This window comes from Bradyrhizobium sp. 23AC, assembly GCF_054863025.1.
On sequence record NZ_JAVAYN010000020.1, the window covers coordinates 75,721 to 94,304 of the forward strand.

Below are 18,584 nucleotides of genomic sequence, written 5' to 3' on the forward strand. Positions count from 1 at the left end.
TCCCTATTCAGACGGTATTTCTAGGCCAGCATATGGCGGCCGGCTTGACCTGTCTCAAGACCCGCACCGTGGCCAACGCTTGAGGCAAATCAAGCGCGATCGCGCGGGTGCGCCTTAGGCTCGCTTCCATTCAATGGGGATACGAGTCCATGTTCGACAGCGGCAGGATGAGCGAAGAATTGCGGGCGTTGAAGGTTGATGTCACACGCTTGCTGAGCACCGCCGGCGAGGAGATGTTCGAGAGCTCGAAGGACCGCGCCGAGGCGCTCGCCGATCAGATCAGGGCCGCGCTGACCGAGCTCGGCGAGACCGTGGACGAAGAGCAGGCGCAGCTTCAGGGTCTCATTGCGGAGCGTCCGATCACCTCGCTCGCCTCCGCCTTCGCGCTCGGCGTCGTTGTCGGCTTCATGCTGAGGAGACACTAGGTGAATACCGAGAATGTGGTCAAACATCTGCGCGCGTTGTGGCGCACCGACAGGATCATCGCGGACATCAGGCTGCGCCATCTGCTTGTTGGCCTCGGCTTGCGTGCCTTTGCGGCGCTGATCGCGGCGTTCGGGCTTCTGATGCTGGAGCTGTCGGCCTATTTCGCGCTGGTCCAGATCTGGAGCGCGATTGCCGCGGCCGCCATCCTCGGCGCCGTCAATTTCGCCATCGCGGCCGCTCTCTTCGCGATCGCCGGCCGCGCTCCGTCAGGCCGGGATATCGAGCTTGCCAACGAAATTCACGACACGTCCATCGAGGCCCTTCAGCTCGAGGCGCGCGCGCTCCAGGCCCAGGTGTCGGGCGCGGTGCATCATCCGCTCAGCACGATCGTGCCGGTGCTGGTGCCGTTGATCGCGATCATCATCAGGAACCTGCGGACGGCGGCCAGGACGTCCGCCAAGTCATCCGCCGCGGCGAATTCGGCTGAAGCGCGCTCCTGACGTAAGCGCGCTCAGAGCTTTAATTTGACGTCGCAGATATCGGGCTCGGCCGGATCGGGCTTGACCTCGAAGCCGAGCTGCCGGCACATTTCGAGCATCACGGTGTTCTCCTTGAGCACGTCGCCCGAGATGACTTTCAGCCCCTCCGACTTGGCGTAGTTGATGATGAGCTGCATGAGCGCCCAGCCGAGCCCCCTGCCCTTGAGGTCGGACCGCAACAGGATCGCGTATTCGCCGCTCTCGTAGATCGAATCCGAATGGAGCCGGACCACGCCGACCATTTCGCCGGTGGCCTCGTCGAAGGCAATGAAGGCCATCGCGCGCGCATAATCGAGCTGGGTAAGGCGCGCGATGAACTCGTGGGTAAACTCCTTCATCGGCGCGAAGAAGCGCAGGCGAAGGTCGTGCGGCGTGACGTGACGCAGAAATTCATGGATGGTCGGCTCGTCCTCGGGGCGCATCGGCCGCACGAAGATGCGCCAGTCGTCCCTGAGCTTGAGGCGGCGCTCCCATTGTGACGGATAGGCGCGAACGGCGAAATTGGCAGGGCCTGAGCCGACAAACTTTCGTTGCGGCGGCCCGACCGCGACGCGGGCGTCGACCGCGGTCACGCCGGTTTCGTCCGCCAGCAGCGGATTGATGTCGAATTCGCGGATCTCGGGAATGTCGGCCGCCATCTGCGCCAGCTTGACCAGCACCATGGCGACGGCGTCCTGCTTGACCGCCGGCACATCACGATAGGCCTTTAGCAGCCGCGACACGCGCGTGCGGTCGATCAAATCGCGGGCGAGCTGCAGGTCCAGCGGCGGCAGCGCAAGCGCCTTGTCGTTGATGATCTCCACCGCCGTGCCGCCACGGCCGAACACCACGACGGTGCCGAACGTGGGATCGTCGGCGAGGCCCAGGATCAGCTCGCGCGCCTTCGCCTTGACGACCATCGCCTGGACGATGACGCCGCCGATGCGGGCCTCGGGCCGCAGCTTTCTCGCCCGGGCGAGAATGTCGGAGGTGGCCGCTCGCACGGCCTCGGGCGTCGTCAGATTGAGCACGACGCCGCCGACATCGGATTTGTGGATGATGTCCCGCGACATGATCTTCAGCACCACGGTGTCGCCCTGCGCGAAGATTTCCTTCGCATAAGCCACCGCCTGCTCGACATCGGTTGCCGCATAGGTAGGCACCATCGCGATGTCGTAGGCCTCGAGCAGGTGCTTGATCTCGACCGGCTCGAGCCATTCACGGCCGTCCGCAATCGCGGCGGTGACGATCTGCCTCGCCCCCCGGGCATCCGGCACAAACGTATCGGGCATCGCGGGAGGAACCTGGCTCAGCTCCTCCACCACTTCGCGGTGCCTGACCAGATGCATGAAGCCGCGCACCGCGTCGTCCTCGGTCGGATAGTTCGGCACGCCGGCCCCGGAAAGGGCCTGAATGATGTGCTGATCGGCCCCGACCCAGGCCGCCAATACAGGCTTGGCCCATCGGCGGTGCTGCTCTCGATATTTGCCGACGATCTCGGTCACGGTCGTGGCGATCTCGGCGGCCGAGGCGATCGCCGTTTGCACGTTGAGGACCAGGACCGCATCATTGTCGCGATCGGCCAGCAGCACCTCGAGCGCCGCCGCGTAGCGCGCGGCGTCGGCATCGCCCACGATGTCGACGGGATTTGCACCGGACCAGGTCGGCGGCAGGGCCGCATCGAGCGTCTTGCGCGCCTCCGCCGAGATGGTCGCCGGAATTCCGCCGAGTTCGACCAATCGATCGACGGCGAGGACGCCGATGCCGCCACCGTTGGTCAGGATGGCGAGACGCTTTCCCGTCGGCGATTCGACGCGGCCGAGCGTCTCGGCACAATCGAACAGCTCACGCAGATCTGAGACGCGCAGGACACCCGCGCGGCGGAACGCCGCGTCATAGACCGCGTCCGCGCCGGCGAGCGCGCCGGTATGCGTGGCGGCCGCCTTCGCGCCCTGCGCCATGCGCCCCGACTTCACTACGACGACGGGCTTCACGCGCGCGGCGGCACGCGCTGCCGACATGAACTTGCGCGCGTCCTTGATGGATTCGATGTAGAGCAGGATCGCGCGGGTCTTGTGATCCATCGCGAAATAGTCGAGCAGATCGGCGATATCGACGTCGATCTGATCGCCGATGGAGACGATGCCGGAAAAGCCGACGCCGCGCTGCGCAGCCCAGTCGACCATGCCGGCAGCGATCGCGCCCGATTGCGAGATCAGCGCGAGGCTGCCCGCCCCCGGCATGTGCGCGGCAAAGCTGGCATTCAGGCTGACCCCGGGCATCATGATGCCGAGGCAGTTCGGTCCGATCAGGCGCATGCCGTATTTGCGGGCCGCCGCGATTGCAGCCTCGTGCAGAGATCCGGGTCCATGGCCGAGCCCGGCCGAGACGATCAGCGCGCCCGCCGATCCGCGACGCCCGGCCTGGTCGATGATACCGGGAATCTCGCGCGCCGGCGCGGTGATGACCACGAGCTCGGGCACGAAGTCCAAGCCATCCAGGTTTTTCACAGCCGCGACGCCGCCGATTTCGGCATGGCGTGGATTGACCAGGCCGAACCGCCCCTTGAATTCGGCCTTGTGAATGTTCTCCAGAACGGCGCGGCCGACGGAGACCGGACGGGCGCTCGCGCCGACGAGCGCAACTGAACGCGGCGCCAGCAGATTGTTGAGACGATAGGTTGACATGAAAGCAAATGCGCCGGGTCAGCGGCGGTTCCGATGGTTGACGATCAAGCCGGGAAAATGGCGAGCCTAGTGCGAGATCATAACCCAGCACGGTGGCTGGCCAATGACGGTCTTTGTCACACCGCCCCACACGATCTCGTTCAGGCGTGAATGATGGTAGGCGCCCATCACGATCGCATCGATGCCATGGGAATTCGCCCAGCTTCCCAGTACCTTGCCGATCGAGCTGCCGTTGCCGGTCACCGTTTCGAACGAAGCATAGACCCCGTGTTCCCTGAGATGGTCGACGAGAGCCGCGCCGGATTGAACGACCGCGTCAGCCTTGTCCTCCACTACCGTCACCACGCGGACCGAGGTGGCAGCCTGAAGAATCGGCAATGCGTCTCCGACCGCACGCGCAGCGCGGGCAGAATGATCCCAGGCGATCATGACGCTCTCGAATTCCGGCCGCAACTGCTCCGCATGCTGCTCCGGGCAGAGCAGTAGCGGCCGCCCGGATTCGAACAGGAGAGTTTCGATGATGTGCTCCGTTCGGCTGTCGTGCGGCTTCACGGGAAACAGCGTGAGATCGCTGAAACGGGCATGCTCGGCCAGGATCGCCGCGATCTGGTCCGCCGGCACCTTGCCCGTTCTGCTCTGGGCGCGGATGTTGGCGGGGGACGCCGCATTGGTGAAGGCATTGAGGAGTTGCTGCGTGTCGTCCGCCTCACGCGAACTGCCGGCCTCCGCGGAATCGCGATCATGAGGCAGCATCACCTTCGGCCTCTCGAAAACGTCTTCCTCGAGCGCGAGCGCCGTGATCCTGGCGCCGAGGTCGGCGGCGACGGCCACACATTTCTCGATCGCAATCAGGGCCGGTCCGCGGGGCTGGCCGACAAGCGGCAGAAAGACATCCTTGATGGGCATCGGGATTCTCCTTGGGCGTCAGAATACGCCCGCGTTCATCCGGATGCTTGATCCTGGTCAAGCCAAGGGAACCTCGTCCAGTTCACCAGTAACAGGTGTTAACCGACGTCAAGGACTGGCCGCGATCTGCTGCTAAGGGTTACCTTGGTCGGCGGACGGGCCGCCTTCCGACGCATCTGGATGTGCCAGCGGGAATGACAGACGATTCTGCGACCCAGGACCGGATCTTTGCGGCGCTCTCCGGTTCGGGCAGGCATCCGGGCGTGAAGCGGGTCGACACGCACGCAGCTTCGGTCTTTCTCGAAGGCAAGCGAGCGCTGAAGATCAAGCGGGCTGTGCAGTTTCCCTTCCTCGACTATTCGACGCTCGAGAAACGTAAGGCGGCCTGCGAGGAGGAAATCCGGATCAACCGGCCGCTGGCGCCACAGATCTACCACCGGGTCGTTGCGATCACCGAGGAGCGGGACGGATCGTTGAAGGTCGACGGACAGGGCCAGCCGGTCGAATATGCGGTGGAGATGGCGCGCTTCGACGAAAGCAGGACGCTGGATCATTTGGCAAAGGCCGGCCCGCTGAATGCGGCCCTTGCCTCGGCTGCCGCCGATGCGATCGTGGCTTCCCACGGCGCGGCGACACGCGCGGACGGCGAAGCATGGGTCGCCTCCATCCCCGGCCTGATCGACGGCAACGGTCACGGTCTGCGGGCCGGCGGTCATTTCACTGCGGCAGACATCGAAAAGCTCGGCAAAGCCTCCCACGAGGCATTCCTGCGTGTTCGTCCGCTGCTCGCAGAGCGCGGCTGTCAGGGCTTCGTGCGCCGCTGCCATGGCGATCTGCATCTCGCAAACATCGTTCTGATTGATGACCGGCCGGTGCTGTTCGACGCCATCGAGTTCGATGCGCAGATGGCAACCGTCGACGTGCTCTACGATCTCGCATTCACGCTGATGGACCTGTTGCACCACGATCAGCCAGATGCGGCCAACATCGTCCTGAACCGCTATCTCGCCGCGACGCCGGCCGACAATCTCGACGCGCTCTCGACCCTGCCGCTGTTCATGTCCATCCGGGCGGCGATCCGCGCCCAGGTGGCCCTGGCACGGCTGAAGCCGCCGCATTCCGATGACCCGGACATCCTTGACCAGGCACAGCGTTATTTTGACCTCGCCGGGACGCTGATCCATCCTGCCGCCCCGCGCCTTATTGCGGTCGGCGGCCTGTCAGGCACCGGCAAGACGGTTCTGGCGCACGCGCTCGCGCCCGTCGTCGCACCACCCCCGGGAGCCGTCGTGCTGCGCAGCGACCTCATTCGCAAGCAGATGTTCGGGGTCGAGGACACGCACCGCCTGCCGCCGTCCGCCTACACGCCTGAGCACGCGGCCCGCGTCTACGACACGCTGGCTCAGCACGCGAGGCGGGTGCTGGCGCAGGGCCATTCGGCGATCATCGACGGCGTGTTCGCCCGCGAGGACGAACGGGACGCGATCGCCGCACTGGCGCGGGAGCGCAAGGTGCCGCTGAACGGCCTGTTCCTGGTTGCGGACCTCGCGACCCGGCAGATCCGGATCGGAGGCCGCCGGGGAGACGCATCCGACGCCACACAGGAGGTTGCTGCGCAGCAAGAGCACTATAATATCGGTCACGTCGGCTGGGCGACCATCGATGCATCCGGGACACAAGAGCAGACGCTCCAGAACTGCCGGGGCGCAATCGCTGAAAGCAAATAAGGCAATCTGATTGGCGCGGACAAAGATGGCGCGACCCACCACGACCTCGACGGCCGTTCGCGCCACGCCGGCGGCGAGGCGCAATGCCCTGCCCGGCCGCCTCAGCCCCGGCATGGCCTGCGACACGGCGTTCCGCATCATCGCGCGCCGTCACCTCGATGCCTTGCTCGCCCAGCATGACGGCACCTGCCGCGGCGATCCCGACGCGCTGCATCAGATCCGGATCGCGTTGACGCATCTGCGAACTGCCATCCGCTTCTTCTCGCCGATGGTCGACGACGCTCTGCGCCCGAAGGTCTGGGCAGAACTGAAATGGCTGAACGGCCAGCTCGGCATGGTGCGGGACCTCGACGTGGCGATCGAGCGGATCGTCGCCGAGAGTGGCGACGATCTTGCGGTGGTCGCCGAGCTTCAGCATTGGGACGAAAAGCGTGCCGAGAGCCACCGCCTGCTTGCGCGCGCGCTACAATCCGCGCGGTATCGCCGCCTTGTCGAGCAGACCTCGATCTGGATCGAGCGCGGCCCCTGGTCGACCCGGCGCAGCAAGGAAGCCATGCGATTGCGCCGCTGCACGCTCGCCGACCACGCCACGGAGCAGCTGACCGAGTGGGAGACGACGCTGCTCAAGAAGGCGCGAAAACTCCGCAAGCTCGACGTCGAGAAACGACACAAGCTGCGGATTCTCAACAAGCGGCTAACCTATTCGATCGAGTCGCTCCAGGACCTGTTCGCCGAGGAATCGCTGACGAAACAGAAATCGATCCTCAAGAAATTGCGCAAGGCGCAACGGTCGCTCGGACGATTGAACGACGATGCACGGGGACGGGCGCTGGCGGCGTCATTGAACGGCGCCGGCCTCGAAGCCAGCAATCGATTCCACAACCGCGAGCGCGAAAAGAAGCTGTTGCGGACGGCGTCAACGGCCTACCGCAAACTGGACAAGACCAAACCCTTCCGCTCCTCGGATCTCGCACCGAATTCCGAGCCGGAGGTTTAAGTGTGGACGTAGTCCCCCGGCGCATCGGGCAGGCCGGGAGCGTCGCCAAGCCCGAGCGACGGCGGATCGCGGGGCGCGCCGGAGCGCGCCGCCAGCCATTTGGTCCATTCCGGCCACCACGACCCCTGGACGCGCGGAGCCAGCTTCAGCCATTCGTCCGCACCGACATAGGGCGCGTCCTCGGCCTTGCTCAGCACTTGATAGCTGTGGCCGGGCTCGTCGGGAGGCGCGACGACGCCGGCATTGTGGCCGCCACTGGTCAACAGGAACGTCACGTCGGCATCGACCTGATAGTGGATCTTGTAAACGGATCGCCACGGCGCGACGTGATCGGCCAGCGTGCCGACCACGAACATCGGGGCGTGAATATCCGACAGCGAAACGTTCCTGCCGCCGACGTGATAGCGGCCCCCGGCCAGATCGTTGTCGAGGAACAGCTTTCGCAGATATTCCGAATGCATGCGATAAGGCAGCCGCGTTGCGTCCGCGTTCCACGCCATCAGATCGTTCAGTGGCGCGCCCTCGCCCATCAGATAGTCATGTGACAGACGCGACCAGATCAGTTCGTTGGAGCGCAGCAGCTGGAAGGCGCCGGCCATCTGGGTCGTGTCGAGATAGCCGCGCTGCCACATCATGTCTTCGAGAAAGGCGACCTGGCTCTCGTTGATGAAAAGCGTCAGCTCTCCGGCCTCGGTGAAGTCTGTCTGGGCGGCAAGGAGAGTAACGGTGCCAAGGCGCTTATCACCGTCGCGCTCCATCGCGGCGGCAGCGATCGACAGCAATGTACCTCCCAAACAATAGCCGAGCGCATGGGTCTTCCGACCCGGCATAACGCGGCCGATCATGTCCAGCGCCGCCATGACCCCCAGCCTGCGATAGTCGTCGAAGGCGAGATCCCCGATCCGTCGCATCCGGGTTGCGCCAGGAGATCGCGAACACGGTGAAACCCTGACCCGTCAGATATCTGACCAGCGAGTTCTGTGGTGAGAGATCGAGGATGTAGTACTTCATGATCCAGGCCGGCACGATCAGGATCGGCTCTGGTCGCACCTGCGCCGTGGTCGGTTGGTACTGGATCAGCTCGATCAGCTCGTTACGGTAGACGACCTTGCCGGGCGAAGCCGCCACCGATTTGCCGACCACAAACTGCTCGCCGTCCGCCGCTTTCGACGTGGAGAGCAGGCGCATCAGGTCGCTGCACCAGTTCTGCCATCCGAAAACGAAATTCTCCCCGCCACTCTGGAACGCCTTCTCCAGCACCTTCGGATTGGTCGCCGCGAAATTCGACGGCGCCAGCATGTCGAGCGTCTGGCGCATCGAGAACTCGACGATGGCCTCATTTGCATGCGACACGCCGCGCACGCCGGTCGTGGCATCGTGCCACCAGCGCTCTCCGAGCAAAAACGCCTGCGCCAGCAGATTGAACGGCGCGGTCTCCCATTGCGGTCCACTGAAGCGGCGATCGCGTCCCTGCGGCTGGATCACGGACCACGGCTTTTGCTCCGATGACGCCGCGTGCGCGACGGCTTCGGCCAACCGGCCGGCGTCACGCAGGACGTTGCGGGACATTTCCAGCTGGCGCTGCGGCGCCGCAGCCAGATGCGAGCTCCAGTCGAGCCAGGCCAGCGACAAGGCCAGCGGCGAAATCCCGCCTGTGAACCGCGCCAACATCGCGTGAAATGCGCGGTCGAGCGGATATGGCTCCGATGCAGGCGGAGGATCGGCGGCGGCAGGCGCTCCTGCGGGAGTTTCGGGGCTCACCGTCGAGGCTTCGGGAGCAGCGACGGGATTGACGGGAAGAGCCTGCGCCGCCGGCTCTTCGGCCCGTGGAAAGATCTGCACGACGCTCATGGCTCAATGTTCCCGAGGGCTTCTGGTCTACGTCGGCAGCAGGATATGGCGGGGCCTCGCAGAGGCGTTGAGCTGCATCAAATCCGGGGCGCGGATCACGATTGCTTAATCGGGACGGACGGGCTTCGTCCGATTGACCTGAGTCAAGCCGCCCCCCGATGCCCGAGCTAGTTTTCGGCGCATCGAAATTCGACAAGCCAGCGGAGTTGTCCATGCGCGCCCACCAGATCATGACCCGGTCGGTCATCTCGGTCACCCCCGACACCAGCATCGTCGAGGCGGCAAATATCATGCTGAAGCGGCATGTCAGCGGTCTCACGGTGGTCGACGATACCGGCAAGCTGATCGGCGTCGTGTCGGAAGGAGATTTCATCCGCCGAAGCGAAATCGGCACCGGGCGCAAGCGCGGCCGCTGGCTGCGGTTCATCCTCGGTCCGGGCAAATCCGCCAGCGACTTCGTCCACGAGCACGGCCGCAAGGTCGCGGAGGTGATGACCGACACGGTCGTCACCATCACGGAGGATACGGCGCTCGCCGAGATCGTCGACCTCATGGAGCGCAACAACGTGAAGCGGCTGCCGGTGGTGCGCGGCGACAAGGTCGTCGGGATCGTATCCCGTGCCAATCTGCTGCAGGCGGTGGCGGGGCTCGCCCGCGAAGTGCGGGATCCGACGGCGGACGACGATCACATTCGCAGCCGCATCATCGACACCATGGAGAAGAACGACTGGTGCCCGTTCGGGCTGAACGTCATCGTCCGCGACGGCATCGTCCACCTCAGCGGCGTCATCACCGAGGAGCGCACGCGGCAGGCTGCGATGGTGGCCGCCGAGAACGTCGACGGCGTGAAGAAGGTGCACGACCATCTGTGCTGGGTCGACACCATGTCGGGCGTCTATCTGAACTCGCCCGAGGACGACGAGCTCGCCAAGGCAAGCTAGCAAGACAAGCTAGCAAGGCAAGCTGACAGGGCGAGCTGAACCAGACGCGATTCAGCGCGGAATGACGGCGGTGGCCTCGATCTCGACGCGCGCCGCCTTCTCCACGAGGCGCACCACCTGCACCAGCGCCATCGCCGGGTAATTTGCGCCGAAGATGGCACGGTAGACCTTGCCGAGCTCCTTCAGGTTGGACAGGTACTCGTCCATGTCGACGACGTACCAGGTCAACCGCACGAGGTGCTCGGGCCTCGCGCCTGCCTCGGCCAGGATCGCGGCGATGTTGCTCAAGGTCTGGTGCACCTGTGCGACGAAGCCGTCGGCAAGACGCTCTTCGGCATCCCAGCCGATCACCCCGCCGGTGACGACGATGCGCCCCTCAGCGGCCATGCCATTGGCATAGCCCTTCGGCATCGGCCACCCCGACGGCTGGAGCACCTGCACCCGCGAACGGGTGTCATCATCGGCTGCTGTCGGCAGCACCGCGAGTTGCGGGCCTTTCGGCGTCGTCACGGACAATTCTTCATCCTCTTCTCATTCCGCCGCGACGCCTGAGGACGTTGCGGTAGCCTGCGCCAGTTGCCGCAGGGCAAAGCGCTTCAATTTTCCGGTCTCGGTCTTGGGGAGTTGTGTCACGAATTCGATGGCACGCGGATATTTGTACGGCGCGATCTCGCGTTTGACATGTTCCTGCAACTCGGTCACGAGCTCTGCGTCCGGCGTCACGCCGGACGTCGCGACGACATAGGCCTTCACGATCATGCCGCGCGCCTCGTCGGGGGCACCGACCACGCCGCACTCTGCGACCGCCGGATGCGTGAGCAGCGCCGCCTCGACATCGGTGCCCGCGATATTGTAGCCGGCCGACACGATCATGTCGTCGGAGCGCGACTGGTACCAGAAATAGCCGTCGCTATCCATCAGGTAGGTGTCGCCGGTGATATTCCAGCCGTTCCTGACGTATTTGCGCTGCCGCTCGTCGGCGAGATAGCGGCAACCTGTCGGCCCGCGCACCGCGAGGTTTCCCATCGTGCCCGGCGACACGTCGTGGCCGTCATCGTCGACGATCTTGGCCTCATAGCCCGGCACGGGCTTGCCCGTTGCGCCGGGGCGGATCTCGTCCTCGGTCGCGCTGATGAAGATGTGCAGCAATTCGGTCGAGCCGATGCCGTCCATCAGCTTGATCCCCGTCGCCTTGAGCCAGGCGTCGAAGGTCGGCTTGGGCAGCGTCTCGCCTGCGGAAACACATTTGCGAAGCGAGGAAATGTCGCGGCCCGGCAGCTTGCCTATCATGGCGCGGTAAGCGGTCGGCGCCGTGAAGCAGACCGTGGTCTTGCATTGCTCGATCGCCGTCAGGATATCGTCCGGCGTCGTCTTTTCCAGCACGACGAAGGAGGCGCCGATATGCATCGGAAACAGCACACCGCCGAAGCCGAACGTGAACGCGAGCGGCGCCGAGCCGACGAAGCGATCCTTCTGTTCGGCCCGCAGGATGTTGTGCGCATAGCCGTCGCAGACCGCAAGCATGTCGCGATGGAAATGCATGGTGCCCTTGGGATCGCCTGTCGTGCCGGAGGTGAAGGCGATCAGGCAGACGTCGTCGGAGGCGGTATCGATGGCCTTGAACTCCGGGCTCGCGTCGGCGCTGAGCGCTTCGAGCGAGTCCGCCGCGCCATTGCCCCAATAAACAACTCGCTTGAGATTCGACGCCGCAGCTTTTGCCTTCTCCATTTCCTCGGCGAGCTTTCCGTCGCACAGCGCCAGCGCAATCTCCGCCTTCTGGATCGGATAGGACAGCTCCTTGGCGCGCAAGAGCGGCATCGTGGCCACGACAATGCCGCCGGCCTTGATGACTGCGAGATAGGTCGCGACCATCATCGGGTTGTTGGCCGAGCGCAATAGCACACGCCCGCCGGGGATGAGACCGAGCTTGCCGACCAGCACGTTGGCGATGCGGTTCACCAGCGCTTGCAGCTCGCGATAGGTGTAACTGACGGCGGGGCTGATGACGCAGGGTGCTTCGCCATGTCCCTGCTCGACCCAGCGATCGAGGAAATAACTGACGCAGTTCAATCGCGGCGGATAGCGCAGCTCCGGCCGCGTGAAGATGAACTCCGGCCAGAGCTCGCGTGGCGGCAGATGCTGCCGCGCAAACGTATCGACATGGGCCGTCGCAGCGTTACCGTCATGCGAGCCCGACACTTGAATCTTGGCGGCGTTGGCCATCGCACGCTCCTTTCAGCATGGATTGCACCCGGCAGCACGATCTGGGAAACATTTTAGGCTTAAAACAATTTGGCGCAATAGCGGATTTTGGGCACCCCGTGCTTTTTCCTGCGGCAAAAGGGATTGGGTGGCGGTTCTTACGGCCGGCGGCGCGCGGCCGATTTCTGCGCCGACGCCTTGGTCTTGGCGAGCAGCCGCATCAATTCGCGCACATCCTTTGGCGAGAGGTCGGCGAAGAGATCGGCGATCCAGGTCTCGTGCTCCGCGGCCATCTTGCGGAACTCGGCGCGACCGAGTTTCGTGAGACGGATCACCTGGACCCGGCGATCCGTCTCCGAGGTACGGCGGTCGAGATGGCCGGATTCCACGAGGCGCTCGACGAGACCGGTCACATTGCCGTTGGACACCATCATCCGCTTGGAGACATCGGACAGCGTCATGCCGTCAGGCGCCTTGTCGAGCTGAGCCATGAGATCAAAGCGGGGCAGCGTGACGTCGAACCGCTGCCGCAACCGGCCGCGAACCTCGCCCTCGATCAGGGTGGTGCAGGTCAGAAGGCGCAGCCACAGCCGAAGCTCGTCGGCATGGTCTTCCGGCGTTTCGACGGCCTTGGTCTCGGAATCGAGCATCTCGGTGCGTTCACTCTCGGCGGGCATTGGCGCCGGCACGGATTCCCCAACATTTTGAGCTTCAAATAAATCGACGCCGGCCGCAAGTCCAAAGCTGCAACAATCGACCGCACGCTACTTTCTTTAGGCTTCAAATAATTGGCGCGCCGCTTGCATGCGCCGCTGCCGCGGGATGACGACACACTGAGCGCTGCTTGCCGCGGCCGCCATCATCGGCATAAGCTTGGATCAGAGTACGCGGCTTGCAGCGCAAGCCCTGATGTCACGGGGGACAGATCATGAAGACGCAATTGACCTTGGCCGCAACTGCCCTGCTGCTCGGCACCGCCGTGACCCCCGTCCTCGCCCAGGAGAAGATCAAGCTCGGGGTGATCGTGACCCTGTCGGGCCCAGCCGCAGCGCTTGGCCAGCAGGTTCGCGACGGCTTTGCGCTCGCCGTAAAGGACCTCGGCAGCAAGATGGGCGGCCGTGACGTCGAGGTCGTCGTGGTCGATGACGAACTGAAGCCGGACGCGGCGGTGACCAAGGTCAAGGGTCTGCTCGAACGCGACAAGGTCGACTTCGTGATCGGCCCAATCTTCTCCAACATCCTGCAGGCGATCCACCGGCCCGTGACGGAATCGAAGACCTTTCTGATCAGCCCCAACGCGGGCCCGTCGACCTTTGCCGGCAAGGACTGCAACCCGTTCTTCTATGTGACCTCGTATCAGAACGATCAGGTGCACGAGATCCTCGGCAACGTCGCGCAGGATCGCGGCTACAAGCGCATGTACCTGATGGTGCCTAACTATCAGGCCGGCAAGGATTCGGTGGCGGGCTTCAAGCTCGACTACAAGGGCGAGATCGTCGAGGAATCCTACATGCCGCTCAACACGCTGGACTTCCAGCCGGAGCTTTCCAAGATCTCCTCGCAGAAGCCCGATGCGCTCTTCACGTTCATGCCGGGTGGCCTCGGCGTCAATCTGGTCAAGCAGTACCGGCAGGCCGGCCTCGCCGACAGCATTCCGGTGCTCTCGGCGTTCACGGTGGATGAATCCACCTTGCCGGCGCAGCAGGACGCGGCCGTCGGCATGTTTGGCGGCGCCAACTGGGCGCCCAATCTCGACAATCCCCAGAACAAGAAGTTCGTCGCGTCCTATGAAGCCGCCTATAACGTCGTGCCCGGCACCTACGCCTTCCAGGCGTATGACGCCGCGATGCTGATCGACAGCGCGGTCAAGGCCGTGAAGGGCGACCTCTCGAACAAGGACGCGGTCGGGGCTGCACTGAAGAAGGCCGACTTCACCTCGCTGCGCGGCACCTTCAAGTTCAACACCAACGGCTATCCGATCCAGGATTTTTATCTGACCAAGGTCGCCAAGCGTCCGGACGGCAAGTTCCAGACCGAGATCGTGCAGAAGGTCTTCGAGAATTACGGCGACCGCTACGCCAAGGACTGTAAGGCGGCGAACTAAAGCCGCGACGGGTTACGGGAGGACTTCAATGAGCAGCGAAATCACCGGCATCACGCGCGCCAATGAGGGGATCCAGGGCATTTCCTGGAATATCCTCGGCCAGACCTACGTGCCGAAGAGCAAGACAGAGCACAGTTTCTCCTGGCATGCGACCTTGCCGCCGGGCACGTTCGTGCCGCCGCACATTCATCCCGACCAGGACGAGTATCTCTACATGCTGGAGGGCAAGCTCGACTTCATGCTCGGCAATTCCGAGTCGCAGGCCACCGCCGGCGACCTGATCCGGCTCGGCATGGGCGTGCCGCACGGCATCTTCAACAAGTCGGAGCAGACCGCAAAGGTGCTGTTCTGGGTGTCGCCCACCAAAAAGCTGTTCGACCTGTTCTGGGGCCTTCACAACATGAAGGAGCAGAAGCCCGAGGACGTGGTGGCGATGGCCGCCGAGTTCAACATCCACTTCCTGCCGCCGCCTCCCGGCGCTGGTTAGCGGCAGGTCTCAAGCGCGCACCGCCGCGAGCCCCGGCACCGCGGCGAAGCCGGCCTTGGTCGCATAGCCACGCACGATGGCCTCGCGCTGGGAATAGCTCAGCACGTTGTCGACATTGTCGAATCCATCAGGGGCGAGCTGCTCGACGGCGTCGATGACGCCCTCGGGGCCGCCGCGCCGGTTGGAGCGCACGATATCCGCCGTCATCGGCAGGCGCTTCTTCTCGTATTCGAGCAGCGCCTGGCGCGGATGCTCGGCGCGCACCAACGCATCAGCAAGGCAGCGCGCATCGAGGATCGCCTGCGACGCACCGTTGGAGCCGACCGGATACATGGGATGCGCGGCGTCGCCGAGCAGCGTGACGCGCCCGGATGACCAGTATGGCAACGGATCGCGGTCGCAGGTCGGATATTCGTAGAATTCGGGCGTCGCCGAGATCAGGCTCCGCACGTCGACATAGGGCACCGAGAAGCGCGCGACGTGCGGCATCAGTTCCTCGCGGCGGCCCGGCCGCGACCAATCTTCTTTCCGCGGCGGTGGCGCATTGCCCTCGCCCACCTTCACCAGCACGGCCCAGTTGGTCAGGCGGCTCGCCGGGCTCGATCCATCCGCGATCGGATAGATCACCACCTTGGCATTGAGGCCGCCGGCCACGATCATCGATTTGCCGGTGAGGAACAGCGGCCAGTCGCGCGCACCGCGCCACAGCATCAAGCCGTTCCAGCACGGCGGTCCCTCGTTCGGGAACAGCGTGTCGCGAACGCGGGAATGGATGCCATCGGCGCCGATCAGGATGTCGCCGCGCGTGGTGTGGACATGCGCGCCGGCACGATCGAAGAAGTAAGCGGTGACGCCGCCCTCGTCCTGCGTGAAGGCGCCGAGGCGGCAGCCAGTGTGGATCGCCTCGTGCCCGAGCCGCTCCTCGACGGCGCGATGGATGACGCCCTGAAGCCGGCCGCGATGAATCGAGAATTGCGGCACGTCGTGACCGGCGTCGATGCCGCGGGCTTCGCGCCAGACCTCCTGGCCGTGGCGGTTGAGATAATAGAGCTGATCGGTGCGGATCGCGACATCATCGAGCTTCTGGAGCAGGCCGAGTCCGGCAAGCTCGCGCATGGCATGCGGCAACGTATTGATGCCGACGCCGAGCTCACGAATGGTGTCAGCCTGCTCGAAGATCTCGCATCCGATGCCACGCGAACGCAGCATCAGCGCCGTGGTGAGGCCACCGATGCCGCCACCGACGATAATCGCCTTCATCGCCCTTACTCCACTCGAAACATGCCAGGCAATGAGGTTAACGTCGCACGGGCGGTTACTCCGCCGCAAGCGGCTTTGTCGCCTCCGCCTTGAGCTCGGCCCGGGTCTTGGGCTTAGCCTTAATGCGCAGCTCCTCCAGATCCTGCCGATCGCGGACGCTGTTGCGGAAAATCTGATCCATTCCGGGCAGATATTGCGGCGGGCAGAACGCGTCCTTTGCCCCGTACCAGGCCGCCGCCCTCATGGTGAAGAACGGATCGACCAGATGCGGCCGCCCAAGCGCCACGAGATCCGCCCGGCCGGCGGCCAGGATGGTGTTGGCCTGGTCCGCGGTCGTGATGTTGCCGACGCACATCGTGGCGACGCGCGCCTCGTTGCGGACCTGGTCCGAGAATGGCGTCTGGAACATGCGGCCGTAGATCGGCTGTGAATCACGGACGGTCTGCCCGGTCGAGACGTCGACCAGATCGACCCCCGCTTCGGCGAAAGCGCGCGCAACCGCCACCGCATCGTCGCCGGTGATGCCGCCGTCAGCCCAGTCGGTCGCGGAGATACGTACCGACATCGGCTTGTGCGACGGCCAGACCGCGCGGAGCGCCTCGAAGATCTCGCGCGGGAAGCGCAGACGGTTGTCGAGCGAGCCGCCGTATTCGTCCGTCCTGGTGTTCGTCAGCGGCGAGATGAAGCTGGCGAGCAGATAGCCGTGGGCACAATGCAGCTCCAACATGTCGAAGCCGCAGCGCTCGCCGCGCTCAGCCGACGCAACGAAAGCGTCCCTCACTGCGTTCATGCCGGCGCGATCGAGCTCGCGCGGCACCTGGCTGTCGGGGAAGTAGGGCAGTGGCGATGCGGAGAACACGTCCCAGCCGCCTTCGTCCAGCGGGCGGTCCATGCCGTCCCACATCAGCTTGGTCGCACCCTTGCGGCCGGCATGGCCGAGTTGCAGGCAGATCTTTGCGGCCGAATTGCCGTGGACGAAGTCCACGATGCGCCGCCACGCCGCCTCCTGCTCGTCGTTCCACAGGCCGGCGCAGCCGGGCGTGATCCGGGCATCGCGGCTGACGCAGGTCATCTCCGTGAAGATCAGGCCGGCGCCACCGATCGCGCGCGATCCGTAATGCACGAGGTGGAAGTCGGTCGGCACGCCCTCCTTGGCCGAATACATGCACATCGGCGACATCACGGCGCGGTTGGCGATCTCCATCTCGCGCAGGCGGAACGGCTGGAACAACGGCACCGCCGGCTTTTTCGTGTCGACGTCAAAGCCGCTGTCGCGAACCTGTTTGGCAAATGACTTCTCGACCTCGGCCACGAAATCGGGCGCGCGGAGCTTGAGATTGTCATAGGTGATCGCCTTCGAGCGCGTCATCACGCCGAAGGCAAACTGCACGGGATCAAAATCCCAGAAGCGGTCGACATGCTCGAACCAGACCAGCGAGACGTCGGCAGCATGCTGCGTCTTCTCGACCTCCTCACGGCGGCCGTGCTCGTAGACATCAAGCGCCGCCTTGATGCTGGGAGCGTTCTGCATCGCCTCGGCCAGCGCAATCGCGTCTTCCATCGCGAGCTTGGTGCCGGAGCCGATCGAAAAATGCGCGCTCGCCTTGGCATCGCCGAGCAGCACCATGTTATCCTTGACCCAGCGCTTGCTGCGGATCATCGGGAAATTGCGCCACATCGAACGGTTGATGAGCAGCTTGTGTCCATCGAGAAACCAGCCAAAAATCTCGGCCATCCGCGCGGCGGACTGCGTCTCGTCCAGCCCCGTGAGGCCCGCCCGCTCGAACGTCTCGGGATCGGTCTCGAAGATCCAGGTCGAGTGTCCGGCCTCATACTGATAGGCGTGGGCGATGAACGGCCCCCAGTCGGTCTCCTGGAAGATGAAGGTGAAGGCATCGAGCGGCTTGGTCGAGCCCATCCAGGCGAACTTGTTGGAGCGGAGGTCGACCTCCGGCTGGAAATGATCGATGTATTTCTCGCGGAAGCGGCTGTTGATGCCGTCGGCGATCAGGACGAGATCGGCGTCGGCGAAGCGGGACTCGTCGTCGACATCCACTTCGAAATGCAGGACGACGCCGAGCTCGCGGGCCCGCTCCTGAAGGATCAGGAGCAGCTTTCGCCGCGAGCAGCCGCAAAAGCCGTTACCGCCGACCCGGTGGACGGTGCCGCGGAAATGCACGGCGATGTCGTCCCAGTAGGCGAATTCCTGGGTGATGCGGCGATAGCTCGGCAGATCGTGTTTTTCGAAATTATCCAGCGTGGCATCCGAGAACACCACGCCGAAGCCGAAGGTGTCGTCGGCTCGATTGCGCTCATACACCGTGATGTCGGCGCCCGGGCGCTGCTTCTTGAGCAGGATCGCAGCGTAAAGACCCGCAGGTCCGCCACCGATGATCGCGACTTTCATGGGAGCCTCGCCAATTCACCCGGCCATGAAACTATTTTAAGCCTAAAATAATTTCGCGCAAGTCCCCGTTG

General features: G+C 64.3%; 14 protein-coding genes and 1 pseudogene. 7 read left to right on the forward strand and 8 right to left on the reverse strand.

Annotated elements, in window-relative coordinates; all coding sequences use genetic code 11:
* Nucleotides 1-149: 149 nt before the first annotated feature.
* Nucleotides 150-425, forward strand: coding sequence for a hypothetical protein (locus RAD10_RS33370; protein WP_461620744.1), 276 nt, complete (start codon nucleotides 150-152; stop codon nucleotides 423-425).
* Nucleotides 426-926 (forward strand): phage holin family protein, encoded by a 501-nt coding sequence (locus tag RAD10_RS33375; protein WP_461620745.1) that lies wholly within the window; start codon nucleotides 426-428, stop codon nucleotides 924-926.
* Nucleotides 927-937: 11 nt separating this feature from the next.
* Here RAD10_RS33375 and RAD10_RS33380 read toward each other — a convergent pair whose 3' ends face one another.
* On the reverse strand, nucleotides 938-3,631 hold the full coding sequence (locus tag RAD10_RS33380; protein WP_461620746.1) for a bifunctional acetate--CoA ligase family protein/GNAT family N-acetyltransferase: 2,694 nt from the start codon (nucleotides 3,629-3,631) through the stop codon (nucleotides 938-940).
* Between the two features lie 66 nt (nucleotides 3,632-3,697).
* Nucleotides 3,698-4,537, reverse strand: a complete 840-nt coding sequence (locus RAD10_RS33385) for a universal stress protein (protein ID WP_461620747.1) — start codon at nucleotides 4,535-4,537, stop codon at nucleotides 3,698-3,700.
* Nucleotides 4,538-4,731: 194 nt separating this feature from the next.
* On the opposite strand from RAD10_RS33385, the gene RAD10_RS33390 reads away from it, so the two are divergent.
* Both RAD10_RS33390 and RAD10_RS33395 read left to right on the forward strand, forming a co-directional pair.
* Nucleotides 4,732-6,264 carry a bifunctional aminoglycoside phosphotransferase/ATP-binding protein gene (locus RAD10_RS33390; protein WP_461620748.1) on the forward strand — a complete coding sequence of 511 codons (1,533 nt, stop codon included), beginning with the start codon at nucleotides 4,732-4,734 and terminating at the stop codon, nucleotides 6,262-6,264.
* Nucleotides 6,265-6,289: 25 nt separating this feature from the next.
* Nucleotides 6,290-7,261, forward strand: a complete 972-nt coding sequence (locus tag RAD10_RS33395; protein ID WP_461620749.1) for a CHAD domain-containing protein — start codon at nucleotides 6,290-6,292, stop codon at nucleotides 7,259-7,261.
* Here RAD10_RS33395 and RAD10_RS33400 read toward each other — a convergent pair.
* Nucleotides 7,258-9,112, reverse strand: a pseudogene (locus tag RAD10_RS33400) (PHA/PHB synthase family protein). The gene RAD10_RS33395 and the pseudogene RAD10_RS33400 sit on opposite strands and share 4 nt — an antisense overlap.
* 212 nt (nucleotides 9,113-9,324) lie before the next feature.
* Here RAD10_RS33400 and RAD10_RS33405 point away from each other — a divergent pair.
* Entirely contained in the window at nucleotides 9,325-10,053 is a 729-nt protein-coding gene (locus tag RAD10_RS33405) for a CBS domain-containing protein (RefSeq protein WP_461620750.1), read from the forward strand.
* A gap of 51 nt (nucleotides 10,054-10,104) precedes the next feature.
* On the opposite strand, the gene RAD10_RS33410 is transcribed toward RAD10_RS33405, so the two are convergent.
* The 3 genes from RAD10_RS33410 to RAD10_RS33420 all read right to left on the reverse strand — a co-directional run bounded on the left by RAD10_RS33410 (nucleotide 10,105) and on the right by RAD10_RS33420 (nucleotide 12,932).
* Entirely contained in the window at nucleotides 10,105-10,563 is a 459-nt protein-coding gene (locus RAD10_RS33410) for a RidA family protein (protein WP_461620751.1), read from the reverse strand.
* 21 nt (nucleotides 10,564-10,584) lie between these two features.
* Nucleotides 10,585-12,276, reverse strand: coding sequence for a benzoate-CoA ligase family protein (locus RAD10_RS33415; protein ID WP_461620752.1), 1,692 nt, complete (start codon nucleotides 12,274-12,276; stop codon nucleotides 10,585-10,587).
* A 137-nt stretch (nucleotides 12,277-12,413) separates the two neighbouring features.
* Nucleotides 12,414-12,932, reverse strand: a complete 519-nt coding sequence (locus tag RAD10_RS33420) for a MarR family winged helix-turn-helix transcriptional regulator (RefSeq protein ID WP_018319244.1) — start codon at nucleotides 12,930-12,932, stop codon at nucleotides 12,414-12,416.
* A gap of 251 nt (nucleotides 12,933-13,183) precedes the next feature.
* Between RAD10_RS33420 and RAD10_RS33425 the strand changes: the two genes are divergently transcribed.
* Both RAD10_RS33425 and RAD10_RS33430 read left to right on the forward strand, forming a co-directional pair.
* Nucleotides 13,184-14,359, forward strand: coding sequence for an ABC transporter substrate-binding protein (locus tag RAD10_RS33425; protein ID WP_461620753.1), 1,176 nt, complete (start codon nucleotides 13,184-13,186; stop codon nucleotides 14,357-14,359).
* Between the two features lie 28 nt (nucleotides 14,360-14,387).
* Nucleotides 14,388-14,846, forward strand: coding sequence for a cupin domain-containing protein (locus RAD10_RS33430; protein WP_018319243.1), 459 nt, complete (start codon nucleotides 14,388-14,390; stop codon nucleotides 14,844-14,846).
* Between the two features lie 9 nt (nucleotides 14,847-14,855).
* Here RAD10_RS33430 and RAD10_RS33435 read toward each other — a convergent pair whose 3' ends face one another.
* Nucleotides 14,856-16,106 (reverse strand): flavin-dependent oxidoreductase, encoded by a 1,251-nt coding sequence (locus RAD10_RS33435; RefSeq protein ID WP_461620754.1) that lies wholly within the window; start codon nucleotides 16,104-16,106, stop codon nucleotides 14,856-14,858.
* 55 nt (nucleotides 16,107-16,161) lie between these two features.
* Entirely contained in the window at nucleotides 16,162-18,513 is a 2,352-nt protein-coding gene (locus RAD10_RS33440; RefSeq protein ID WP_461620755.1) for a bifunctional salicylyl-CoA 5-hydroxylase/oxidoreductase, read from the reverse strand.
* Nucleotides 18,514-18,584: the final 71 nt, after the last annotated feature.

Bases quoted from the DNA above. Each gene is read 5' to 3' on its own strand.
- RAD10_RS33430 (WP_018319243.1), top strand. From the start codon at position 14,388: ATGAGCAGCGAAATCACCGGCATCACGCGCGCCAATGAGGGGATCCAG.
- RAD10_RS33435 (WP_461620754.1), bottom strand. From the start codon at position 16,106: ATGAAGGCGATTATCGTCGGTGGCGGCATCGGTGGCCTCACCACGGCG.
- RAD10_RS33415 (WP_461620752.1), bottom strand. From the start codon at position 12,276: ATGGCCAACGCCGCCAAGATTCAAGTGTCGGGCTCGCATGACGGTAAC.
- RAD10_RS33380 (WP_461620746.1), bottom strand. From the start codon at position 3,631: ATGTCAACCTATCGTCTCAACAATCTGCTGGCGCCGCGTTCAGTTGCG.
- RAD10_RS33405 (WP_461620750.1), top strand. From the start codon at position 9,325: ATGCGCGCCCACCAGATCATGACCCGGTCGGTCATCTCGGTCACCCCC.
- RAD10_RS33420 (WP_018319244.1), bottom strand. From the start codon at position 12,932: ATGCCCGCCGAGAGTGAACGCACCGAGATGCTCGATTCCGAGACCAAG.
- RAD10_RS33370 (WP_461620744.1), top strand. From the start codon at position 150: ATGTTCGACAGCGGCAGGATGAGCGAAGAATTGCGGGCGTTGAAGGTT.
- RAD10_RS33390 (WP_461620748.1), top strand. From the start codon at position 4,732: ATGACAGACGATTCTGCGACCCAGGACCGGATCTTTGCGGCGCTCTCC.
- RAD10_RS33425 (WP_461620753.1), top strand. From the start codon at position 13,184: ATGAAGACGCAATTGACCTTGGCCGCAACTGCCCTGCTGCTCGGCACC.
- RAD10_RS33385 (WP_461620747.1), bottom strand. From the start codon at position 4,537: ATGCCCATCAAGGATGTCTTTCTGCCGCTTGTCGGCCAGCCCCGCGGA.
- RAD10_RS33395 (WP_461620749.1), top strand. From the start codon at position 6,290: ATGGCGCGACCCACCACGACCTCGACGGCCGTTCGCGCCACGCCGGCG.
- RAD10_RS33440 (WP_461620755.1), bottom strand. From the start codon at position 18,513: ATGAAAGTCGCGATCATCGGTGGCGGACCTGCGGGTCTTTACGCTGCG.